Origin of the sequence: Helicobacter rodentium ATCC 700285, from assembly GCF_000687535.1 — a bacterium.
GTDB lineage: Bacteria > Campylobacterota > Campylobacteria > Campylobacterales > Helicobacteraceae > Helicobacter_D > Helicobacter_D rodentium.
Map to the genome: position 1 here is coordinate 63,967 of NZ_JHWC01000007.1, position 19,158 is coordinate 83,124.

24 protein-coding genes and 5 tRNA genes are annotated in these 19,158 nt (G+C 36.0%); 19 read left to right on the forward strand and 10 right to left on the reverse strand.

Features of this window, described 5'->3' with window-relative positions; all coding sequences use genetic code 11:
• Positions 1–11 precede the first annotated feature (11 nt).
• From BS85_RS0106560 to BS85_RS0106580, 5 genes are all read left to right on the forward strand, one after another.
• Entirely contained in the window at positions 12–1,001 is a 990-nt protein-coding gene (locus tag BS85_RS0106560) for a cation diffusion facilitator family transporter (RefSeq protein WP_026944095.1), read from the forward strand.
• 121 nt (positions 1,002–1,122) lie between these two features.
• Positions 1,123–1,536 (forward strand): hypothetical protein, encoded by a 414-nt coding sequence (locus BS85_RS0106565; RefSeq protein ID WP_026944096.1) that lies wholly within the window; start codon positions 1,123–1,125, stop codon positions 1,534–1,536.
• A 9-nt stretch (positions 1,537–1,545) separates the two neighbouring features.
• Positions 1,546–1,905: a flagellar motor switch protein FliN gene (fliN, locus tag BS85_RS0106570; RefSeq protein WP_026944097.1), complete on the forward strand. Its 360-nt coding sequence runs from the start codon at positions 1,546–1,548 to the stop codon at positions 1,903–1,905.
• Positions 1,902–2,447, forward strand: a complete 546-nt coding sequence (locus tag BS85_RS10435; protein WP_211246903.1) for a hypothetical protein — start codon at positions 1,902–1,904, stop codon at positions 2,445–2,447. The genes fliN and BS85_RS10435 overlap by 4 nt, the downstream gene beginning before the upstream one ends.
• A complete protein-coding gene (locus BS85_RS0106580; RefSeq protein ID WP_026944098.1) occupies positions 2,431–3,240 on the forward strand; it encodes an energy transducer TonB in 810 nt (269 codons plus the stop codon). The genes BS85_RS10435 and BS85_RS0106580 overlap by 17 nt, the downstream gene beginning before the upstream one ends.
• Before the next feature lie 24 nt (positions 3,241–3,264).
• Here the strand turns inward: BS85_RS0106580 and BS85_RS0106585 are convergent, their stop codons facing one another.
• The 4 genes from BS85_RS0106585 to BS85_RS0106600 all read right to left on the reverse strand — a co-directional run bounded on the left by BS85_RS0106585 (position 3,265) and on the right by BS85_RS0106600 (position 6,965).
• The gene (locus BS85_RS0106585; RefSeq protein ID WP_026944099.1) at positions 3,265–4,416 is read right to left on the reverse strand and encodes a glycosyltransferase family protein; all 1,152 of its coding nucleotides are present in this window, start codon (positions 4,414–4,416) and stop codon (positions 3,265–3,267) included.
• Positions 4,417–5,448, reverse strand: coding sequence for a glycosyltransferase (locus BS85_RS10875; protein WP_026944100.1), 1,032 nt, complete (start codon positions 5,446–5,448; stop codon positions 4,417–4,419).
• A gap of 20 nt (positions 5,449–5,468) precedes the next feature.
• Positions 5,469–6,527 carry a glycosyltransferase gene (locus BS85_RS0106595; protein ID WP_084310218.1) on the reverse strand — a complete coding sequence of 353 codons (1,059 nt, stop codon included), beginning with the start codon at positions 6,525–6,527 and terminating at the stop codon, positions 5,469–5,471.
• A gap of 132 nt (positions 6,528–6,659) precedes the next feature.
• Positions 6,660–6,965: a glycosyltransferase family 9 protein gene (locus tag BS85_RS0106600; RefSeq protein WP_026944102.1), complete on the reverse strand. Its 306-nt coding sequence runs from the start codon at positions 6,963–6,965 to the stop codon at positions 6,660–6,662.
• A 79-nt stretch (positions 6,966–7,044) separates the two neighbouring features.
• Between BS85_RS0106600 and BS85_RS0106605 the strand changes: the two genes are divergently transcribed.
• On the forward strand, positions 7,045–7,854 hold the full coding sequence (locus tag BS85_RS0106605) for a class I SAM-dependent methyltransferase (RefSeq protein WP_026944103.1): 810 nt from the start codon (positions 7,045–7,047) through the stop codon (positions 7,852–7,854).
• 87 nt (positions 7,855–7,941) lie between these two features.
• Here BS85_RS0106605 and BS85_RS0106610 read toward each other — a convergent pair whose 3' ends face one another.
• From BS85_RS0106610 to BS85_RS0106635, 6 genes are all read right to left on the reverse strand, one after another.
• Complete coding sequence (locus BS85_RS0106610; RefSeq protein WP_026944104.1) at positions 7,942–8,382, reverse strand: glycosyltransferase family 9 protein; 441 nt, start codon at positions 8,380–8,382, stop codon at positions 7,942–7,944.
• Positions 8,383–8,390: 8 nt separating this feature from the next.
• Positions 8,391–8,987, reverse strand: a complete 597-nt coding sequence (locus BS85_RS0106615) for a glycosyltransferase family 9 protein (RefSeq protein ID WP_026944105.1) — start codon at positions 8,985–8,987, stop codon at positions 8,391–8,393.
• Between the two features lie 19 nt (positions 8,988–9,006).
• Entirely contained in the window at positions 9,007–10,578 is a 1,572-nt protein-coding gene (gene rny / locus BS85_RS0106620) for a ribonuclease Y (RefSeq protein ID WP_026944106.1), read from the reverse strand.
• Positions 10,579–10,754: 176 nt separating this feature from the next.
• On the reverse strand, positions 10,755–11,390 hold the full coding sequence (locus tag BS85_RS0106625) for a 5-formyltetrahydrofolate cyclo-ligase (RefSeq protein ID WP_026944107.1): 636 nt from the start codon (positions 11,388–11,390) through the stop codon (positions 10,755–10,757).
• Positions 11,372–12,022, reverse strand: coding sequence for a hypothetical protein (locus BS85_RS10445; protein ID WP_245596309.1), 651 nt, complete (start codon positions 12,020–12,022; stop codon positions 11,372–11,374). The genes BS85_RS0106625 and BS85_RS10445 overlap by 19 nt, the downstream gene beginning before the upstream one ends.
• Positions 11,958–13,946 (reverse strand): TonB-dependent receptor, encoded by a 1,989-nt coding sequence (locus BS85_RS0106635; protein WP_026944108.1) that lies wholly within the window; start codon positions 13,944–13,946, stop codon positions 11,958–11,960. Before BS85_RS0106635 ends, BS85_RS10445 begins: the two co-directional genes overlap by 65 nt.
• A 179-nt stretch (positions 13,947–14,125) precedes the next feature.
• On the opposite strand from BS85_RS0106635, the gene BS85_RS0106640 reads away from it, so the two are divergent.
• From BS85_RS0106640 to rplL, 13 genes are all read left to right on the forward strand, one after another.
• Positions 14,126–14,201 (forward strand) — tRNA-Thr (locus BS85_RS0106640).
• Between the two features lie 56 nt (positions 14,202–14,257).
• Positions 14,258–14,342: transfer RNA gene (locus BS85_RS0106645), tRNA-Tyr, on the forward strand.
• Between the two features lie 7 nt (positions 14,343–14,349).
• Positions 14,350–14,426 (forward strand) — tRNA-Gly (locus BS85_RS0106650).
• 80 nt (positions 14,427–14,506) lie between these two features.
• A tRNA-Thr gene (locus BS85_RS0106655) sits at positions 14,507–14,581 on the forward strand.
• A gap of 111 nt (positions 14,582–14,692) precedes the next feature.
• Positions 14,693–15,892 (forward strand): elongation factor Tu, encoded by a 1,200-nt coding sequence (gene tuf / locus BS85_RS0106660; RefSeq protein ID WP_026944109.1) that lies wholly within the window; start codon positions 14,693–14,695, stop codon positions 15,890–15,892.
• 8 nt (positions 15,893–15,900) lie between these two features.
• Positions 15,901–16,071 carry a 50S ribosomal protein L33 gene (rpmG, locus tag BS85_RS0106665; protein WP_006802145.1) on the forward strand — a complete coding sequence of 57 codons (171 nt, stop codon included), beginning with the start codon at positions 15,901–15,903 and terminating at the stop codon, positions 16,069–16,071.
• Positions 16,072–16,110: 39 nt separating this feature from the next.
• Positions 16,111–16,186, forward strand: a tRNA-Trp gene (locus tag BS85_RS0106670).
• Between the two features lie 30 nt (positions 16,187–16,216).
• Complete coding sequence (gene secE / locus BS85_RS0106675) at positions 16,217–16,396, forward strand: preprotein translocase subunit SecE (protein ID WP_026944110.1); 180 nt, start codon at positions 16,217–16,219, stop codon at positions 16,394–16,396.
• A 23-nt stretch (positions 16,397–16,419) separates the two neighbouring features.
• Positions 16,420–16,944, forward strand: coding sequence for a transcription termination/antitermination protein NusG (nusG, locus tag BS85_RS0106680; protein ID WP_026944111.1), 525 nt, complete (start codon positions 16,420–16,422; stop codon positions 16,942–16,944).
• A 22-nt stretch (positions 16,945–16,966) separates the two neighbouring features.
• A complete protein-coding gene (gene rplK, locus BS85_RS0106685) occupies positions 16,967–17,392 on the forward strand; it encodes a 50S ribosomal protein L11 (protein WP_006802142.1) in 426 nt (141 codons plus the stop codon).
• 23 nt (positions 17,393–17,415) lie between these two features.
• A complete protein-coding gene (gene rplA / locus BS85_RS0106690; protein ID WP_026944112.1) occupies positions 17,416–18,120 on the forward strand; it encodes a 50S ribosomal protein L1 in 705 nt (234 codons plus the stop codon).
• A 94-nt stretch (positions 18,121–18,214) separates the two neighbouring features.
• Entirely contained in the window at positions 18,215–18,697 is a 483-nt protein-coding gene (gene rplJ / locus BS85_RS0106695) for a 50S ribosomal protein L10 (protein ID WP_026944113.1), read from the forward strand.
• Between the two features lie 17 nt (positions 18,698–18,714).
• Positions 18,715–19,089, forward strand: coding sequence for a 50S ribosomal protein L7/L12 (gene rplL, locus BS85_RS0106700; RefSeq protein ID WP_026944114.1), 375 nt, complete (start codon positions 18,715–18,717; stop codon positions 19,087–19,089).
• The last annotated feature ends 69 nt before the right edge of the window (positions 19,090–19,158 follow it).

Genomic DNA, 19,158 nt, shown 5'->3' on the forward strand with positions numbered 1-19,158 from the left:
AGGTTTTATGAGTGAAATTAAAAATCCCAACGAGCAATTATGGCAAGAAAGTGCGTCAAAACTTTTTGCAACCCTTGCAAACCGCGCAGCCACTACTAGCAAACAATCAGCGGGAGCAGTTTGTTTTAAAAATCTCAATGTATAGTGCGTTGCTTTTAGCGATTCTTGGAATTGGGTTTGGGCTTAGCTTTAAGAGTGCAGCGATTGTTTTTGATGGAATTATTGCACTTATTTCGGTGGGTTTGGGGTTGTTAAGCGTGATTACCTCGCGTTTTGTTTATCGCGAAGACGATGATGTGTTTCAATATGGTTATGTGCGCTTTGAACCAATGGTGAATCTTTTTAAAAGCTTGATTTTGATTATTGTGTGTGCTTATGCGCTCATTGGCGGGATTGATGATATTTTAAGCGGTGGCTATACCTTGCAAATCAATGGCGCAATGGCTTATACGATTTGCGCATTTTTATTGTGTTTTGTGATTTTTATTTATACGCGCTTTTACGCAAAGAGGTTGGATTCTGAATTAATCGGCGTGGATAATGTGGAATGGAAAATTGATTGTGTGCTTTATTTTGGTGCGTTACTTGCCTTTGGTGCAATCTTATTGTTTGATCCACAACAAGAAATGGCTTTCACGCGCTATATTGATCCGATTTTGCTTGTATTGCTGTGTGTGTTTTTGGCTCTCTCTCCTTTGAAGATTTTTTTTGCGAATCTGAAAGATTTGATGATGGTTGCTCCAAAGGAGCTAGATGATAAAATCACAGAGGTAATGGAAAGTTTAAGTGCAGAATATGGGTTTGAGGACTATGATACGCATGTGGCAAAAAGCGGAAGGTTTTTTATGATTGAAGTCAATCTTCTTATCACCGATGCAAATGCGAAAATAAGCATTGGTGAAATAGACATTATTCGTAACAAAATTGAACAATCCTTAGAGATTCCAAGTTATAAAATTTGGCTGCTCGTAAGCTTTACCGCGAACCCAAAGTGGTTGTAATGCAATATTTTAATATTGATAATTTTGTAAAAACAAAATATAATTTACAGCAAAGCTAAATAAAATTTGGCTATAATGATTTTTATTAATTTTTTAGCTTATTAAATGCAAGGTTATTTTTATGAAAGGAATCATTGAGAAGGCGTTTATCCAAGCAATACAAGATACGCTTGAGAAAACTCCGATACGTTGTGATAACAAGCTTTTGCGTGGTTATCTTTCTAGTATTGATGTTATTTTTGATGATAACACGAAAGGGACGGTTACTTTTGTGAGTTCTAAGGAATTTTTGAATGTTCTTTCCTTTGGATTGTTTGGAGAAAGTGCGAAAGATGATTTGACTTTACAAGATCTTTCACAAGAATTGGCTAATTTGACGATTGGGCTTAGTAAAGTGCTTGCAATTAAAGAGGGAAAGAATTTCAATATTAATACTCCGCGCGTGTTTGGCTATGGTGAGTTTCAAGATAGACAATACAATCATTTGAATTTTGTGCTTGAGGGCGCACCTTGCTCGTTATTTTTGCATAGATAAAGGGAAATTATGCCAGCAGATGAATTTACATTAGCTAAAATCCAAGCACCAAAACAAGAGGATTTAGCGCGTTATTTAGATGGAATTATGAACAATTATAGTGGGCTTTTAGATATGGGTGTGATTTTTAAGTCCGAGCTTGGTTCTACAAAAGTTCCTTTGTTAGATATTTTGCGGTTTGAGAAAGGCTCTATTATTGACTTGCAAAAACCTGCGGGTGAAAGTGTGGAAATTTACATTAATGGGCGTATTATTGGCAAGGGTGAAGTAATGGTGTATGAGAAAAATTTAGCCATTCGTGTCAATGAAATTTTGGATTCTAATGCTATTATTTATTATCTAACAAGAGAGAGTATTAGCACGGTATGAGACTATTTCTTGTGTCTTTTGGGTTATGTTTTTTGTGTGGAATCTTGGGTGCTAACAATCAGATTCAAGGGGGAGCGTCCGCGGGAAATGTGAATGCAACAAAGGATTTTTTGCAAGGAATGAAAACCGATTCTGAATCTTTGCAATTTTCTTTTGAAACAGGGAAATCACCCCTTGAAAGTGTGAGTATGTTGCAATATTCTGGTGTTATTTTAATCCTAATTGGTCTTTTGCTATTTTTGTGGTATGTAAAAAACCGCTTAAACGCTCCGCAAATCAAAATGCGCAAAACCAATGTATTTGGTGCATTGTTTGATAAAGAAAATCTACCAAATGTCGTGCAGGTGGAATCCATTACAACTTTAGGAATCAATAGTAAATTAATCGTGTTTGAGGCTTATGAAAAAAGATATTTGGTGATTCTAAGCCCAAACAATACAACATTAGTAGATTCCTATAATATAACATCATTCAAAAGCAATACTCAAGAATCGTTTAAGGAATTATTGAAGACAGAGTTACCAAGTGAAGAAGCGAAATAGTTTCCTTGCGCTTTGTTTATCCTTAGCAATCCATATTCTGTTGTTTGCGCTTTTTTTATGGGAATCTAGTGTGAGTGATTTTTATCACCCTCCAAGAATGGGAACAAAAGAGGGTGAGCGTGTGAGTTTGAAGTCTTTTAGGTTTTCACAAGGTGGAGACAATCAAGCAAGAGAGAAAGTAGAATTGCAAACTCCAACAACCACGCCTCCTCCAAATTTATCCACACAAGAGCCAACCAAAGAGAATGTTACGCCTCCCAAGCCACAGCCCAAACCCCAAAAGCCTAAACCAAAGCCTACGCCTCCTAAGAAAAATCAACCCGCTAGAGCCTCCCAAGCCCAGCAATCCAAATCCAATAATGCTTTAGCGCAAAGCCTCTCTAAACCACAGCCACAAAGGAGTGCAGGGACACCGGATTCCCCCTCTATTTATGATTTTGGTAAAGATATGTCTAACCAAGAAATAAAAGACTTGTATGGTGAGGAATTTGGCTCACTTGATGCGGAGCAAAGGCAGTTTATCAAGAATAATTTAAGTGGAATTGGACGCATTACTCAAAGGTATTTAAAATACCCAACAATCGCAGGTAAAATGGGGCAACAAGGGGATAATATTGTGGAGTTTTATTTGCACCCAAATGGCGATATATCCGAGCTGAAACTCCTAACACCAAGTGGCTTTAGACTGCTAGATGACAATAGCATTCACACGATTAAAATTGCTTATAAAGATTATCCTTATCCAAGCGTGAAAACTAAAATTCGCATTCGGGTGATGTATAGGATTTATTGAGATTCACATAAATTAAGTGCTATATTAGTCTCCCGTGATTTGGTTTGTATGCAGATTACTAGATTGCAAGGAAAGTAGAAAATTGTAGAAATTTTTGGCGATTATTTTGTAGTCCATTTTCTCTTGCGCGTTTTTGAAAGTTGCTTGTTTCTTGCATATAAGCGATTCTTTAGCGGTGGAGAGAATCTCCTCTAGTGTTTTTGTGATAGAATCGGGATTATTTGCGGTAAAAAACGCATTGGATTTATCAAAAAGCCTTAAATATTCGGGCAAATCATTAAGAAGCGGAATCACCGCGTTACCTGCGTATTCCATTGCTTTAATCGGAGAGGAGACACTATAAAGAGGAGTATTAGGGATAATACCTAATCCAACATCATAAGTGCTTAACCTTGTCAAAAGATTGCTAAAAGGTAAGGGTGGGCGCAAAGAGATTCTTGTGTCTTTAGTAGTAATTTGTCGGATTTTTTCTACTTCTTGATTGGAGCTTTTGCTAAAAATATCCAAAACAAACTCTCCTTTTGCTTCAGAAATTGCCTCTATTATCTTTGCTAATTCCCTGTTTTCATCTATTGCGCCGATATAAATTAACTTTAAGGGTTGGTTTATAGAAGTAATGTTGTGCATAATGACTTCATTGTTTAAAAGCTCAAAGTCAATCCCACTTGGAATACAATGCACAGGAATCTTGAGATTTGGCTGAAAAGTTTTTTGAAGTTGAGGTGTCATTGTGAGGTAAGCAATACATTTGTTTAGGATTTTGTTGTGCAAAAAGAATTTAATCTTGTATTCTAATTTCTTGCGTCCTATTGCCTTTTTGTCTCTTTGTGCTTCATAAAGCCTGCGGTAATCGTGCGGAAAAGTCTCCCAAAAAATCACTTGTTTGTGGAAAGGTAAAATTTGCTTTGCGATCCCATAAAAGTTGCGCACAATGATGAAGTCATAGTCTAGTAAATTTCCTCCAAGATTCATAAGGTTTTGGATAAGTTTTCTGTGTTTGGTAGAATAGGGCAGGATAAAACGATTATTTTCAAAGCAGGGTTTGTATGCTTTGGAATCCTTGGTAAAATAGACGCAATGCACCTCTGCATACTCTAAAAGATATTTTTCAAAGACGCCTTTTATGGATGTGTGTTCTTCGTTGTAGGGTTTATCGGTAATACAGAGAATACGCATTTATTTCCTTGTAAATTTAGATTTTAAATATTGTTTTATTCTCTTTGGTAATCCATAAAGTCTAGGGAAATAAATAACTAGCAATCGTCTTTTTTCCAAAAGATGACGATATTGTTTTAAGTCATTTTTTGTGAAACTAACATTTTTGTATCCAAATCTTTTTAAAAGCTGTAAAGATTCCATTAGAGACCATTTGGTAACTTTTTCTAAATATTGCTTGTAGGGTTCATTATAGGAATCTTTCAAAGTATAGAAATGTTTTGTGATGAAAAAATAGCTATCAGCGTGTTTTCGCATATTTTTTTGGCTTTTATCTCTTGAGACTGAGTTGCAAGATAGCCTATAATGATAAAGTGGGGTAGAATCTATATAAATAGAATCTGCACTTAAGACACATTCTGTAGCGAAAATTACATCTTCACTCAATATTTTAGGAATAAAGTAAATATTGCATTTAAAGAGAAAACTACAAGAATAAATACCACTCCAAATTCCTGTAAGAATGAAGTTTGTCTTATCGTTATAAAGCTCATTAATTAGAGTTTGTGAGGTAAAAATTTGATTCTCTAACCTAGCGTTTAAGAGATTGTTTTTTGATTGTTGCGTTTGTGAATCAACATGCATCTGATTGGAGATTATTATATCTATGTTTTTGCTTGTGTTATTTGATAAAATCTCAGTAAAATGTTCTAGTGTGTTTGTTTTCCACCAATCGTCAGAGTCCAAAAAACAAATGTAGCTATTCTCTCTTTCTATATTGCCTAGCTCTTGCCATTTTTGTTTAGCCACCCTTAAGCCACTATTTCTAGCAACAGACGCTCCTTGATTTTCTTGAGAAACGAGAGTAAATCTAGAATCTTTATTGGCATATTCTTGAGCGATTTTTCCACTAGAATCTGTGCTACCATCATTGATTAAAATCGCTTCAAAATTAGAATAGGTTTGGTTTAAAACAGAGTCTAGGCATTGAGTTAAATAAGGTTCTACATTATAAATTGGAATAATAATGAAAAATTTGACTTTTAAATCCATTTGGCTTATTCCCTTTTTGTTTATAAGATTTCTTTCCATTTGTGATAAATATTGTTTGATGTGAAATATTGGATTACTTGTTCTCTTGCTTTATTTCCCAGAGATTTTCTTAAGTCTAAAGAAGTCATTAAGGATTGAAGCTTAATGGCAAAAGCCTCTAAATCATCGTTTGGAATTAGAATACCTGTTCTTTCATTTTCTAATATCGCGCACGTACCATTGACTTCAAATGCAATACAAGGGATGCCATAAGAACTTGCCTCTAAGAGTGTCATTGGAAAAGCTTCGCGATAACTACCCATTGCATAGATTGCTGCTTGTTTGTATTCTTGGGAAACTTGTTGCGTGAAGGGCTTTAGCGTTATAGAATCTTGCAATTTTAAGGAATTTATTTTTATAATCATTTGTTCTTTTTCGCTTCCTTCTCCAACTAAATGCAATTTCCAATCTTGCATATTGGGGTTTTCTTGTACTATTTTCCATATATCAATTAGTCTTAAAAATCCCTTTTCTTGTTCAAATCTCCCAATGGATATGACAACCTTTTGGTAAATACCTGTTGTTGGCAAGGGAATGGTATTTATAAAGTTTGGAATTACTTTTATGTTGGAATGCAATTTCCCCCAAAGTCCTATTTGTCTATCGTGCAAAATGACTAAAAAGTCAAAAAGTTTAATACGTGGCAAGAGAGGTTTTTTGTAAAGATATTTTTTGAAGCCATCTTCAAAATTTCCGTGATAATGGCGAATATAGGTAGTGTTTTTGGCTTTAAAAAAAGGAATTAAAAGCTGATGCACAATGACAAAATTTTGAGAATTTTTCGGCAATAGTTGATTAAAATGCCAAGAAAATTTAAGTTTATCTAGGAAATTTTTTGTAGAAAAATTCGGATAAACCTCTGAAAAATTAATAATGGAGACCTCTTTTGGTATATCAAAAGACGGAGTTTTAGTTTGCATTGTTATGGAAACGATAGTAACTTTATATTCCTTAGCAAATAAATGACTTAAGTTTGCTACGACACGATTAATACCGCCAAACAAAGAGAAGTCTTTGACAACCATAAAGAGATTTTTCAAACTAACCACCAAAACTTATTAGATTATAGAATATTATAAAAAACCTTATATTATAACATTTTTTGAGTTTTTTGTAAAAGTCTAGGCTTTGCTTTATGGCTTTCTATGGCATATATTATTGTATAATGGCTTTTAATTTTTTATCAATGTTTCCAACGATTCAAAAATTTGATGAGGAGTAATTAGTTCAGGGGATTCTTGTTGGATTTCTATGTGGATTGATTTGTCTTGCAAGATTCCACTTCCTGTGGGAGAAGCACCACCCAAAAACAAAGCAACACTTGGAATCCCAAGCGCACCGCACAAATGCATAGGACCTGTATCACCTGTAACAAAACAATGCAAACTTTTTAAAAAATAGGGAAGTTCATCAAGGCTGTATTTTCCGCAATGATTGTGGATTCTTTCGTGTAAATCTTTGGGGCTTTTATGGCGCAAGTTGTAATTACAAAAGAACTATCTCTATGTTTTTTTGGTATTATATCATAAAATAATTCGTGATTTAAAGGGTTAAGAAATGAGTAAAAATATCTATGATGAAAATTTTTATCGTTCTCAAATGCAGGAAAGTTATGATTCAGCTAAAGAAGTAATCTCTTATATGAGGGGGGGGGGCTTATTTACTGATATAGAGAGCATTATAGATGTTGGCTGTGGTGTTGGGACTTGGCTTAAGGCTTGGGCTGATGCTAAACCAAATTTAAAATATTTTGGTATTGATGGCAATGGCGTCGAAGAGAGTTTATTTTATATTGCTAAAGATTATTATAAGCAAGTAGATTTGACAGCGGATGCCAATGATATTTTTAGGAATGTAATGCAAAATATACCAGAATCCGATAAGAAGCCATTTGATTTAGCAGAAAGTTTAGAAGTCGCAGAACATTTAGAAAAGCAATATGCAGAAAATTTTATTAAACTCTTGACAATGTTTTCAGATATTGTATTGTTTTCTGCAGCGATTCCTCATCAAGGAGGAACAGAACACATTAATGAACAGCCACCAAAATATTGGGCAGATTTGTTTGCAAAATTTGATTATGTATGTTTTGATATTTTGCGTAAAAAAATCTGGAATAATGAAAAAATAGGCTTTTGGTATAGGCAGAATCTATTACTATTTGTCCATAAAAGTAAAACCCATTTATTTGAAGAAAAAGGGTTTAGAGCCGAAGAGCCATTGTATATTGCAAGGGCGGAGTATGTAGAATATTATTTTAAATGTTGGCAAGATAAGTGCAAAGAAAATCCAATAAGAATTTATTGGCGACATCCTACGCAATTTTTCCGACATTTATGTGCATTTATTAGGTGTAAAGATGTTTGACTAAATCCAATCTAAGAAAATATTTTCTGCTCTATATTCTTTAGATGTGGTTTTTTAAGATTTTGTATTTTTTGTTCTAATTTATACTTAATTTTTTATTAATGTTTCCAACGATTCAAAAATTTGATGAGGAGTAATTAGTTCAGGAGATTCTTGTTGGATTTCTATGTGGATTGATTTGTCTTGCAAGATTCCACTTCCTGTGGGAGAAGCACCACCCAAAAACAAAGCAACACTTGGAATCCCAAGCGCACCGCATAAATGCATAGGACCTGTATCACCTGTAACAAAACAATGCAAACTTTTTAAAAAATAGGGAAGTTCATCAAGGCTGTATTTTCCGCAATGATTGTGGATTCTTTCGTGTAAATCTTTTGGAATAAATGAGTAAATTGAGTTGCAATACTCTCTTTCTGATAATGTTCCTGATAAAAATATTGTTGCTGTTGCATAGGATTCTAAAATCATCGTGGCTAACTTGGCGAAATTTTCTATTCCCCATTCTCTACGTTCTTTGCTAGTGCGCATTTGGAATCCTATTTTTTGCCCCCCCCCGCATTATTCGCGTTAAATGCGTGATATTTAGCTGGAAGTCTCATCGGGATATTATGATAATTTTCAAGGGTAACATATGAAAGTGTCTGCAGTCTTGCTGGGATAAAATGCGCATAAAAGGGTAGTTTTGTAGAGAGTAATTGCTCTTTGTCGTTATTTCTTGAAGTCTTTAAAATATATTTTGCCCCACTTAAAATAGCCGATGGAATATCCATAGGACCATTGCTGTGAAACATTAATACTAAATCAGGCTTTAAAGTTCGCATTTTAATAATATCGCTAATGAAACCTTTGTATCCTCCTTGATAAATCAAGAAATTATCAACATATTCATAATTTTGAAAAAGTGGGTAGATGGTTTTAGAGATAAAAAGAGTGATTTTTGCACTTGGAAAAGCTTGTCTTGTTTGCGCTATTGCGGGTGTGCTCATCATCGTATCACCTAAAGCGGTATTGGAAAACAAGAGGATATGTTTTATGTTTTGCAATTTGGTAGGTTGAGGGAGTTTGTGGATTGGATATTTGGATAGATAAAATCTCACAACTAGATTGACGAAAAAAGTGATAATTTTTTTCAATTTCTACCTTTCAATTTTTTTACCCCGCTACCGCACAAGCTCTTGTTTCGCGGATTACGCTAACTTTAACTTCGCCCGGATATTGCACTTGCGATTCTATGTCTTTTGCAATTTCTTTGGCAAGGAGATAGGATTCCTCATCGCTAATATCCTCTGATTTTACGATTACGCGCACTTCTCGCCCAGCATTAATAGCATAAGCGTGTAAAACACCCATTTTGGAAGTGGCAATTTTCTCAATTTCACTTACGCGCCGTAGATAATTCTCTAGCACTTCGCGTCTAGCTCCCGGAAGCCCAGCAGAAAGGGCATCAGCCGCACAAACAGCCGCAGCTTCCACACTTTTAATCTCCTCATCTCCGTGATGAGAAAGAATCGTGTTTAATACCACTGGGTGTTCATTGTATCGTCTTGCAATCTCTGCTCCTAATTCTACATGTGTGCCTTTAAAATCGTGCGTCCGCGCTTTGCCTATATCGTGCAATAATCCCGCGCGTGTGGCAAGCATACAATCTCCTCCAAGTTCTGCGGCGATGATTCCTGCAAGGTTGGCTACTTCTAGGCTATGCGTTAAGGCGTTTTGTCCATAACTTGCACGATAGCGCAATCTGCCGATTAATCGCTTGATTTCTGGGTGGATTCCATTTAAGCCTAAATCAAGCACCACACGCTCACCTTCTTGATAGACTTTTTCCTCAAAATCCTCAAAACATTTTTGATAGATTTCTTCAATCCTAGCTGGTTGAATGCGCCCGTCTTCTACCAAGCGGTGAATGGTTTCTGCTGCAATCGCACGCCGATAGAGATTGTGAGAGCTTATAATAATCACATTTGGGGTATCATCAATGATAATATCCACTCCACAAATCATTTCTAGGCATTTAATGTTTCTCCCTTCTTTGCCAATGATCCGCGCCTTTAAATCATCACTTGGTAAAACAATTGTGTGAATGAGTCGCTCTGCTGCAAACTCTCCTGCAAAACGCGAAGTTGCTATGGCTAAGATATAGTTTGCTTTTGCTTTTGCTTCAGATTTGGCGTTTGCCTCTTGTTCTCTGATTAGTTTTGCGCATTCCCTCTTGGATTCCTCTTTGATTCGTTCTAGTAGCATATTTTTGGCTTCATTTTTCGTCATACAAGAGATTTGAGAGAGGCTTGAAGTGAGTTCCTCTAGCTTTGCTTGATAGGCAATTTTAAGATTCTTCAGTGCATTTTGTTCCTCAAAAAAGGCGTTACGTTCTTTGCTTAAGACTTGTTTTTCGTGGTCAATTTTGCAAAACTCTTTTTCAATGCGTTGCGATTCTTTTAGCTTTTCTTTTTCAAAGTTTAATAAATTCAATTCGTATTCTTTGGATATTCTAGCACTTTCTTTGTCGCATTTTTCTTTTGCTTCTATCTCAATATCTTTTGCCCTGATTTTGGATTCTTGTAAAATCTTTTCCGCTTCGTATTCTATTGCCTTAGCCTTAGCCTTGGATTGCTCTAGTAACACCTTAAGGTTTGCGCCAGAAAGTTTGCGCGAGATGAGGTAACTCCCTCCTCCTGCGATTAAGGCTGAAGCAATAGAGCTTGTAATAACCCATAATATCATTTGTGTGTCCTTGAAAGTTAGGGTTGAGTAGAGCTTAAAATAATAAAATAAAGTGATAAATTATTTTAGTTTAATAAGATTTGATTATGTATTTGGAGATTCAAAGCTCACTCAAACCTTTTAATTTCTATTAAAATTTTAGAAATTTTAATTTTACTACTTCAAAACTTTTTGTTTTATAAAATCGCCCTTGTGATTTTTGTTTGGGATAAAAATTTTATTTTATCGTAGTGCTTTAGAGTTTTGAAAGGGGTGATATAGACATCTCCTTTGATGTCATAATCTTGTGTAATGATATGTGGCAGATAATGAAAGTCGCGACAAACAAAAATCACTTTTGAAACTTGATTTGCCCCAAAGAATCTATCATACATTCCTTTGCCAAACCCTATGCGCCGCAACTTTTTATCCACGCCAAGCACAGGAACGATAGCACAATCCATTTTAGCCCAAAATGCAGAATCGTTAGGTTCATACATGCCAAAGGCTTGTTTTTGCAAAGGAAGTCTGTATTGTACTGCCTTAAAGCTTTCTCCGCTCATTTTGGGCAAAAAAATCTTCACATTTCTTTTTTTGCGGTAGAACCTTAAGAGTTTTTTTATATCAAATTCTAAGGGGAGTGGATAATAAAACAGCAAATGGATAGGACGCTTAGAGTGAAGCTTGTGGAATCGCAAAATGGAATCCAATTGCATTTTGAGTTTTTTTTGTAATTTGCAGTCCTTAATATAGGCTTGGTTGGAATGGCAAATTTGGATTAAATTTGCCTTGAAAATCTTGCGATAAGTGGCTTTTAAGTCTTGGGATTCCATTGCTTTGTCCTTGTTTGCCTAAAGGCACAAGAGAGTGTAAAAAATACAGCGCATTGTAGCAAAAGTAGCAAAAAATGTATTGCATAAATCTGCGATTCTTTTTGCGAGATTCCAAAAAATTCTAAAATTGTGTAAAAGATAAATGCGATTCCAAGCCCTAAAAGATAGCCGATTTGTTTGCGTTTGTCTAGTTGTGAAAGAATGAATTTGCGCGGGAATAATAGTGTTTCGGTGCGCCCCAAATAATCTCCAAAAATAAAGCCTGCTTGATAGAGTGCATAAACAATCAGCGCACCAAAAAAGGTATTAGGAAAAAGCAAATAAGCAAAAAGATAGAAAAAAGGCAGAATCTCTAACCCTAAAAGAATCTTTTTATAAGGCTTTAGATTGAGTAGCTTGGTATAAAAAAGGCTTAAAATAAATGCTCCTAATGCAAGTGCGATTCCGCCTAGTGAATAAATTTTGGGATTTAATGGAGTGTAAATTGTAAAAATAGTTCCCAAAGAAACCCCCAAAAAAAGGGAGTTTAAAAGCTTGTAAGCGAGATAGAATCGTAAAGCCATCATCTTACCAAGTGTATTTAATGCCGCCGCCAAAAATGCGTTCAAACTCGTAGGGGTAATATGCGCCACTCACAACAATTGCATTTTTATGGTCGGTAAGATTTTGCACAAAGCCATAAATTTCAAAGTCTTTGAACTTATAACTTGCGCTTAGATTGAGGCTTTGATAATTTGGAGCTTTCGTGCTAGCATTATCAAAGTCATTATAGTCATACGCGCGTGAGCCATATTTGTAAGAGATTCCAAGATTAAGTTGTGTAATGGGTGTGTAGTTGAGAGCCACACTGAAAGTGTGCTTAGAAACTCCCGGAATCGTGTTGCCTTTGTAACCCTCATTTCCTTGCATTGTCGCATCAACATAGGCATAGGCGAGGCTAGAATAGACTTGCGCATTAAAATGCGTGGTAAATTTCGCTTCTCCTCCGATTCTGCGCGTTTTGCCTAAACTTTGATTATCGTAAATTCCTGTAATTTTGTTTAGCCCATAATACGCTTCATCACTACCTTGAATCCAAAAGAGATTCGCACTTAACTCGTGGATTCCAAAAAGGCTTTTTGTGCCGATTTGATAAGTATCAAAAGTAGCTGTATCAATGATTTGATTTGGAATTGGGGCAAAAGTGATAGGGTCGTAACGCAAAAGCCAATCTATATTTGGAGTAACAAAACTGCGTGAATAGGAGGCAAAAATAGCGGTTTGTGGAGTGAGAGGATAATGGAATCCAAGCTCTCCACCCAAGAGATTTTCTGCGTTTGTATAGGTGTTTTCTTGTTTAGAAATTATCCTTTGTGTAGAGATTCCTCCATTGATTGTAGAATCCCCAAAATACTTTTCTCCATTGAGATAAAGCAACATTTCATCTACTTGAGCCTTTGTTAGATGATTTTGAACGCGTTGATTGGTTTTGAGTGTGCCACCGACTTCTGCAAGATAAGAATCGTTGCGAAAAGAGGAATTAAAATCCCCAAAGATTCCCTTGCCGTCATATTTGTTGTCAAAGTTAATATATTCACTTTCATTGCGCATACCGCCGAAATTCACATCAGTTATGATTCCAGAATCTCCAAAGTGCGTGAAGCCCAAACTATAATTTAAATCCCAACGTCTTTGGTGCGTGAAAGTGTCTCCGCCCCAAGCACTTGGCAGCGGTGCTTGTGTGGGATTTTTATCAAATTGTTCTTTTGTTAAGGGGCTTGCGTATTTGATAGCGTATTTGGAATAATTGAGGTTTGATTTTAAAAGTGTAGAATTGTTAGGATAATAAAAGATTGTAATTCCACCATTTTTATTGTAACTTCCATCTTTCTCCTCATTTCCTTGCGTGATAGCCCTTGAACCTTCATTGTGTTGATATTGTCCATACACTCCAATATTCAAAGTATCTCCAACATAACGCGAAAAAATTTGCGAATTAAACGCGTCATAACTTGCATATCCTACATTAAGTGTTCCACCTGCTTTGCGGTTTGTCGTAATTTTTAGGATTCCACTGACTGCGCCATTCCCGTATTTTGTTGTGCCTTTTCCGCGTATAATTTCTATTTTCTGAATAGAATCTATCGGGATATTACTTAAAGAAATGGGAGCAGAATCAATATTGTTTAAACGGATTCCATCTACAAGAATGGCAAGGTTTTTATGTCCATTTTGTCCAAATCCACGCAAATCAATGTTTGCTGTGTAAGGATTGCCGTAATTTGTTGTAATTTTGAGTAGAGAATGTTGATTTAAAAAGTCGTAGATATTTTGAGCATTGGATTGTTGAATTTCCTCTGCGCTAAACTCCTCTTTAAAATCTGCATTTTCCACAAACTCCTCTGCGTGGGTAATAGAAAGTTTAAGACTTTGGGATTCTGTCTTTTTGGATTTTTCATTCAATGCAATGTTTTGGTTTTGCGCTAACAAAGCACTATTGAGTGCCAAAATTGCTGCGAGTGAAAAATATTTCTTTCTAAAACCTTTTGGATAAAGATTTTTGTGGTTGTATTTCATTGGTTTAGAAACTCCTTAATAAAAATTTCGCTTAAATTTTTGACTTTTTAAACTTTGTGCAAAATTTAAGCAACCACGATTATACCTAAAATTTTAAAAAAGTATTGACAATTAAAATAAAAAGTGGTAAAATTCCGTCTCATTTTTATTTATGAAAATGTAGAAAGTTTTATAGAAATGCTGGCGTAGCTCAGTTGGTAGAGCAGCTGCCTTGTAAGCAGCAGGCCGGGGGTTCGAGTCCCTTTGCCAGCTCCATTAATTTATATAATTTTTTCAGTGTTTGACCAGTTTTTATTAATGTTTAAAATTGGGGTGAGATACTCAAGTGGCCAACGAGGGCAGACTGTAAATCTGCTGTTTATGACTTCCGTGGTTCGAATCCACGTCTCACCACCATAGCCGTGCGGGAGTAGCTCAGTTGGCTAGAGCATCAGCCTTCCAAGCTGAGGGTCGCGGGTTCGAGCCCCGTTTCCCGCTCCATACTGGGAGCTGATTCTACGATTTTTCTTTATTAATCAGCAAAACACTAATATTAAATTATAGGTTTATGGTATCTTTATGCCCATATAGCTCAGTGGCAGAGCACTTCCTTGGTAAGGAAGAGGTCGGCGGTTCAATCCCGCTTATGGGCTCCAGTTTTTCAAGTATTGTGATAGAATTGTAGAAAATGTTACGATTCTTAATTTTAAAATTGGTAAAAATAGTGTAGAATTGTCGCTATTTAACTTAAAATTTAGGAGAAGCTTATGGCTAAGGAAAAATATGTTAAGTCTAAACCCCATGTAAATATTGGAACAATCGGGCATGTTGACCACGGCAAGACGACTTTAAGTGCTGCGATTTCTGCTGTTCTATCCACAAAAGGTCTAGCAGAATTGAAAGATTATGATAATATTGACAACGCTCCAGAAGAAAAAGAGCGTGGTATTACCATTGCAACTTCACACATTGAATACGAAACAGAAAAGAGACACTACGCGCACGTAGATTGCCCCGGACACGCGGACTATGTTAAAAATATGATTACAGGTGCTGCACAAATGGACGGAGCGATTCTAGTTGTTTCTGCCGCAGATGGTCCAATGCCACAAACAAGAGAGCATATTCTTTTGTCTCGCCAAGTTGGTGTTCCTTACATTGTAGTGTTTATGAACAAACAAGATATGGTAGATGATGAAGAGTTGTTAGAGCTTGTAGAAATGGAAATTAGAGAACTTTTATCAAGCTATGAATTTCCGGGTGATGATACACCAATTATAGCAGGTTCAGCACTCAAGGCATTAGAGGAAGCTAAATCAGGCACTCTAGGTGAATGGAGTGAAAAAATTATGAAGCTTATGGATGCGGTAGATGAGTATATTCCAACTCCTGTGCGCGAAACAGATAAAACTTTCTTGATGCCTATTGAAGATGTATTTTCCATTGCGGGTCGTGGAACCGTTGTTACAGGAAGAATTGAAAGAGGTATCGTAAAAGTTGGTGATGAAATTGAAATCGTAGGGATTCGTCCAACACAAAAAACAACCGTAACAGGTGTTGAAATGTTTAGAAAAGAGCTTGACCAAGGTGAAGCTGGAGATAATGTTGGGGTTTTATTGAGAGGAACAAAAAAAGAGGAAGTAGAAAGAGGTATGGTTCTATGTAAGCCATCTTCCATTACTCCACATAAAAAATTTGAAGGCGAAATCTATGTTCTTTCAAAAGATGAAGGTGGAAGACATACACCATTCTTTAATGGTTATAGACCACAATTCTATGTTAGAACAACAGATATTACAGGTTCAATCACATTGCCAGAAGGTGTAGAAATGGTAATGCCGGGTGATAACATCAAAATCACAGTTGAGCTAATCAATCCAATCGCACTTGAAGACGGAACACGTTTTGCGATTCGTGAAGGTGGTAGAACTGTGGGTGCAGGTGTTGTTACAAAAATTATTGAATAGGCATTACAATGGCTAAAGGTAATCGTGTAAAAATCGGACTCAAATGCTCTGAATGCGGTGATATTAATTATAGCACAATGAAAAATGCTAAAACCACGACAGAAAAACTGGAGCTTAAGAAGTTCTGTCCAAGACTAAACAAACACACAATTCACAAAGAAGTGAAACTAAAAAGCTAAGGGAAATTTCCCTTAGCTTAAAACCCAATTGAAACATATAGGTCAGTAGCTCCAATGGTAGAGCGTCGGTCTCCAAAACCGAATGCTGGGGGTTCGAGTCCCTCCTGGCCTGCCATTTTTGGAATAAAGAGAGACAAACAAAGTTATGAAAAAACTAATTACCTATTATAGATTATCCAAAGAAGAACTATCTAAAGTCATCTTTCCCACAAAAGAACAAGTAAGAAATGCTTTTATTTCTGTGATTGTTGTTGTAACGGTTATTGCTCTATTTTTGGCATTAGTTGATTTTATTCTTGGCAGTTTTGTTTCTAGTATTTTATAATTATTTAGGATTTGTTTATGGCATTGTATTGGTATGCAATTCAGACATATTTTGGTAGCGAACAAGCTGTAAAACGTGGTATTGAGAATCTTGTAAGGGAACATCACTTAGAAGAGCGAATTACTGATATTGTCGTTCCGACAGAAGATATTATTGAGGTTAAAAACAATAAGAAAAAGATCAGTGAGAGAAGTCTTTATCCGGGATATGTTTTTATTAAAGTTGATTTGGATACTGCATTATGGCATACTATTCAATCTTTACCAAAAGTGAGTCGCTTTATTGGCGAGGCAAAAAAACCTACACCTTTAAGTGAAGCAGATATTAATCATATTATTGAAAAAGTGCAGAATCGTGCAGCTCCTAAACCAAAAATTATTTTTGAAGCAGGAGAGGTTGTCCGAATCATTGAAGGTCCTTTTGCGAACTTTACAGGCACGGTAGAAGAATATGATATGGAACATAGAAAATTAAAGTTGAATGTTTCAATCTTTGGTCGTAGCACACCTATTGAAATACTTTATTCACAAGTGGAAAAAATAGTTTAACAACTAAAGACAAGGATAAGTTATGGCAAAAAAAATTATTGGCGAACTTAAGCTTCAAATCCCTGCAGGAAAAGCAAATCCATCTCCGCCCGTAGGTCCAGCATTAGGACAACGTGGTGTCAATATTATGGAATTTTGTAAAGCATTTAATGAAAAAACAAAGGATATGGGAAACTTTAATATTCCGGTCATTATTACGGTTTATCAAGATAAAAGTTTTACATTCATCACAAAAAAACCTCCTGTTACAGATTTGATTAAAAAAGCAGCAGGAATCCAAAAAGGTTCAGACAATCCTCTAAAAAACAAAGTAGGAAAGCTTACAAAAGCACAAGTTTTAGATATTGTCAAAACAAAAATGGACGATTTAAATGCTAATACAGAGGAAGCAGCAATCAAGATTGTTGAGGGAAGTGCTCGCAGTATGGGCATTGAAGTTGTAGATTAAAAAGACGCGTTGGAGTATAGAATATGGCAAAAAAATTAACAAAAAGAATGCAAAATCTCATTAACAAAGTAGATTGTAAAAAAATATACGATATTACAACCGCTTCTGCAACAATCAAATCTTTAGCGTCCGCTAAGTTTGATGAGACGGTTGAAGTTGCGTTGAGTTTAGGTGTAGATCCAAGACACGCTGATCAGATGATTCGTGGAGCAGTTGTACTACCGAATGGAACAGGTAAAAAAGTGCGTGTTGCAGTTTTTGCAAAAGGCGCGAAAGCAGATGAGGCAAAAGCGGCAGGTGCAGATGTTGTCGGAGATGAGGATTTAGCAGAGCAAATCAAAAATGGTGATTTAAATTTTGATATGGTGATTGCGACACCTGATATGATGGCACTTGTGGGTAAAGTCGGTAGAATCCTAGGTCCAAAAGGTTTAATGCCAAACCCTAAAACAGGCACTGTTACAATGGATATTTCTAAGGCTGTGAGCAATGCAAAGAGTGGGCAAGTCAATTATCGTGTAGATAAAAAAGGTATTATTCACGCTCCTGTTGGCAAAGTAAGCTTTGAGGCTAAAAAGCTAGAGGAAAATATTATTGCACTTGTGAAAAATATCAACAAGCAAAAACCAGCAAGTGCGAAAGGCAAATACATCAAAAACGCAACATTGTCCTTAACAATGAGTCCGTCTTTAACATTGGACGCTCAAGAATTAATGGATATGAAGTAATAATTTATTCTTGTTTTTATCTTAGGCTAATGACTATAGGGGCGAAAGCTTAAAAATTACCCTATATAAGTCTTTCGTCTGAAAGGAGGTTAAAATGACAAAAGCAGAAAAGACTACTCTAATTGAGAATCTCACTGCCGATTTTAAAGTTTCTAATGCGATTGCGGTTTGTGATTATAAAGGCTTAACAGTTAAGCAGTTGGAATCTTTAAGGGCAAATGCAAGAGAACAAAATGTGAAAGTTCAAGTGATCAAAAATACACTTGCGTTGATTGCGCTAAAGAATTTTGGAGTGGAAGGATTAGAGTTAAAAGAGAATAACATTTTTGTTTGGGGAGAAGATCAGATTTCTTTGGCTAAAACAATTTGTAAATTCTCGGATTCTGTGGGTGGCAAACTTGTAGTAAAAGCAGGTTATTTTGAAGGCGAGATTGTGGATGCAAAGCATATTGAAGCTGTTTCAAAATTGCCTTCCAAAGAAGAGCTTATCGGTATGTTGTTGTCCGTTTGGACTGCTCCTGCTCGTTACTTTGTTACAGGGTTGGATAATTTACGCAAAGAAAAAGAAGCGCAATAAAAATTTAGGAGAAAATTATGGCAATTTCAAAAGAAGATGTTTTAGAGTATATTGGTAATCTTTCTGTTATGGAGCTTTCAGAGCTTGTGAAAGCGTTTGAGGAAAAATTCGGTGTTTCAGCAGCACCTACAGTGGTAGCAGGTGCGGCTGCAGGTGGTGGTGCAGCTGCCGCAGAGGAAAAAACAGAATTTGATATTATCTTAACAGATAGTGGAGACAAAAAAATTAATGTTATTAAAGTAGTTCGCGAAGTAACAGGTCTTGGCTTAAAAGAAGCAAAAGACGCAGTGGAAAAAACTCCATTTACAGTTAAAGAAGGTATCAAAAAAGAAGATGCTGACGCAATCAAAGCTAAGTTTGAAGAAGCAGGTGCAAAAGTCGAAATTAAGTAATTTTAGGGGGATTTTTTATCCCCCTTTCATTTTTCTTCCAAAATTCTACATTTATTATAGAGGTAACAA

Bases quoted from the DNA above. Each gene is read 5' to 3' on its own strand.
- BS85_RS0106565 (WP_026944096.1), top strand. From the start codon at position 1,123: ATGAAAGGAATCATTGAGAAGGCGTTTATCCAAGCAATACAAGATACG.
- fliN (WP_026944097.1), top strand. From the start codon at position 1,546: ATGCCAGCAGATGAATTTACATTAGCTAAAATCCAAGCACCAAAACAA.
- BS85_RS10435 (WP_211246903.1), top strand. From the start codon at position 1,902: ATGAGACTATTTCTTGTGTCTTTTGGGTTATGTTTTTTGTGTGGAATC.
- BS85_RS0106585 (WP_026944099.1), bottom strand. From the start codon at position 4,416: ATGCGTATTCTCTGTATTACCGATAAACCCTACAACGAAGAACACACA.
- BS85_RS10875 (WP_026944100.1), bottom strand. From the start codon at position 5,448: ATGGATTTAAAAGTCAAATTTTTCATTATTATTCCAATTTATAATGTA.
- BS85_RS0106605 (WP_026944103.1), top strand. From the start codon at position 7,045: ATGAGTAAAAATATCTATGATGAAAATTTTTATCGTTCTCAAATGCAG.
- BS85_RS0106610 (WP_026944104.1), bottom strand. From the start codon at position 8,382: ATGCGCACTAGCAAAGAACGTAGAGAATGGGGAATAGAAAATTTCGCC.
- rny (WP_026944106.1), bottom strand. From the start codon at position 10,578: ATGATATTATGGGTTATTACAAGCTCTATTGCTTCAGCCTTAATCGCA.
- BS85_RS0106625 (WP_026944107.1), bottom strand. From the start codon at position 11,390: ATGGAATCCCAAGACTTAAAAGCCACTTATCGCAAGATTTTCAAGGCA.
- BS85_RS0106635 (WP_026944108.1), bottom strand. From the start codon at position 13,946: ATGAAATACAACCACAAAAATCTTTATCCAAAAGGTTTTAGAAAGAAA.
- tuf (WP_026944109.1), top strand. From the start codon at position 14,693: ATGGCTAAGGAAAAATATGTTAAGTCTAAACCCCATGTAAATATTGGA.
- rpmG (WP_006802145.1), top strand. From the start codon at position 15,901: ATGGCTAAAGGTAATCGTGTAAAAATCGGACTCAAATGCTCTGAATGC.
- secE (WP_026944110.1), top strand. From the start codon at position 16,217: ATGAAAAAACTAATTACCTATTATAGATTATCCAAAGAAGAACTATCT.
- rplK (WP_006802142.1), top strand. From the start codon at position 16,967: ATGGCAAAAAAAATTATTGGCGAACTTAAGCTTCAAATCCCTGCAGGA.
- rplA (WP_026944112.1), top strand. From the start codon at position 17,416: ATGGCAAAAAAATTAACAAAAAGAATGCAAAATCTCATTAACAAAGTA.
- rplJ (WP_026944113.1), top strand. From the start codon at position 18,215: ATGACAAAAGCAGAAAAGACTACTCTAATTGAGAATCTCACTGCCGAT.
- rplL (WP_026944114.1), top strand. From the start codon at position 18,715: ATGGCAATTTCAAAAGAAGATGTTTTAGAGTATATTGGTAATCTTTCT.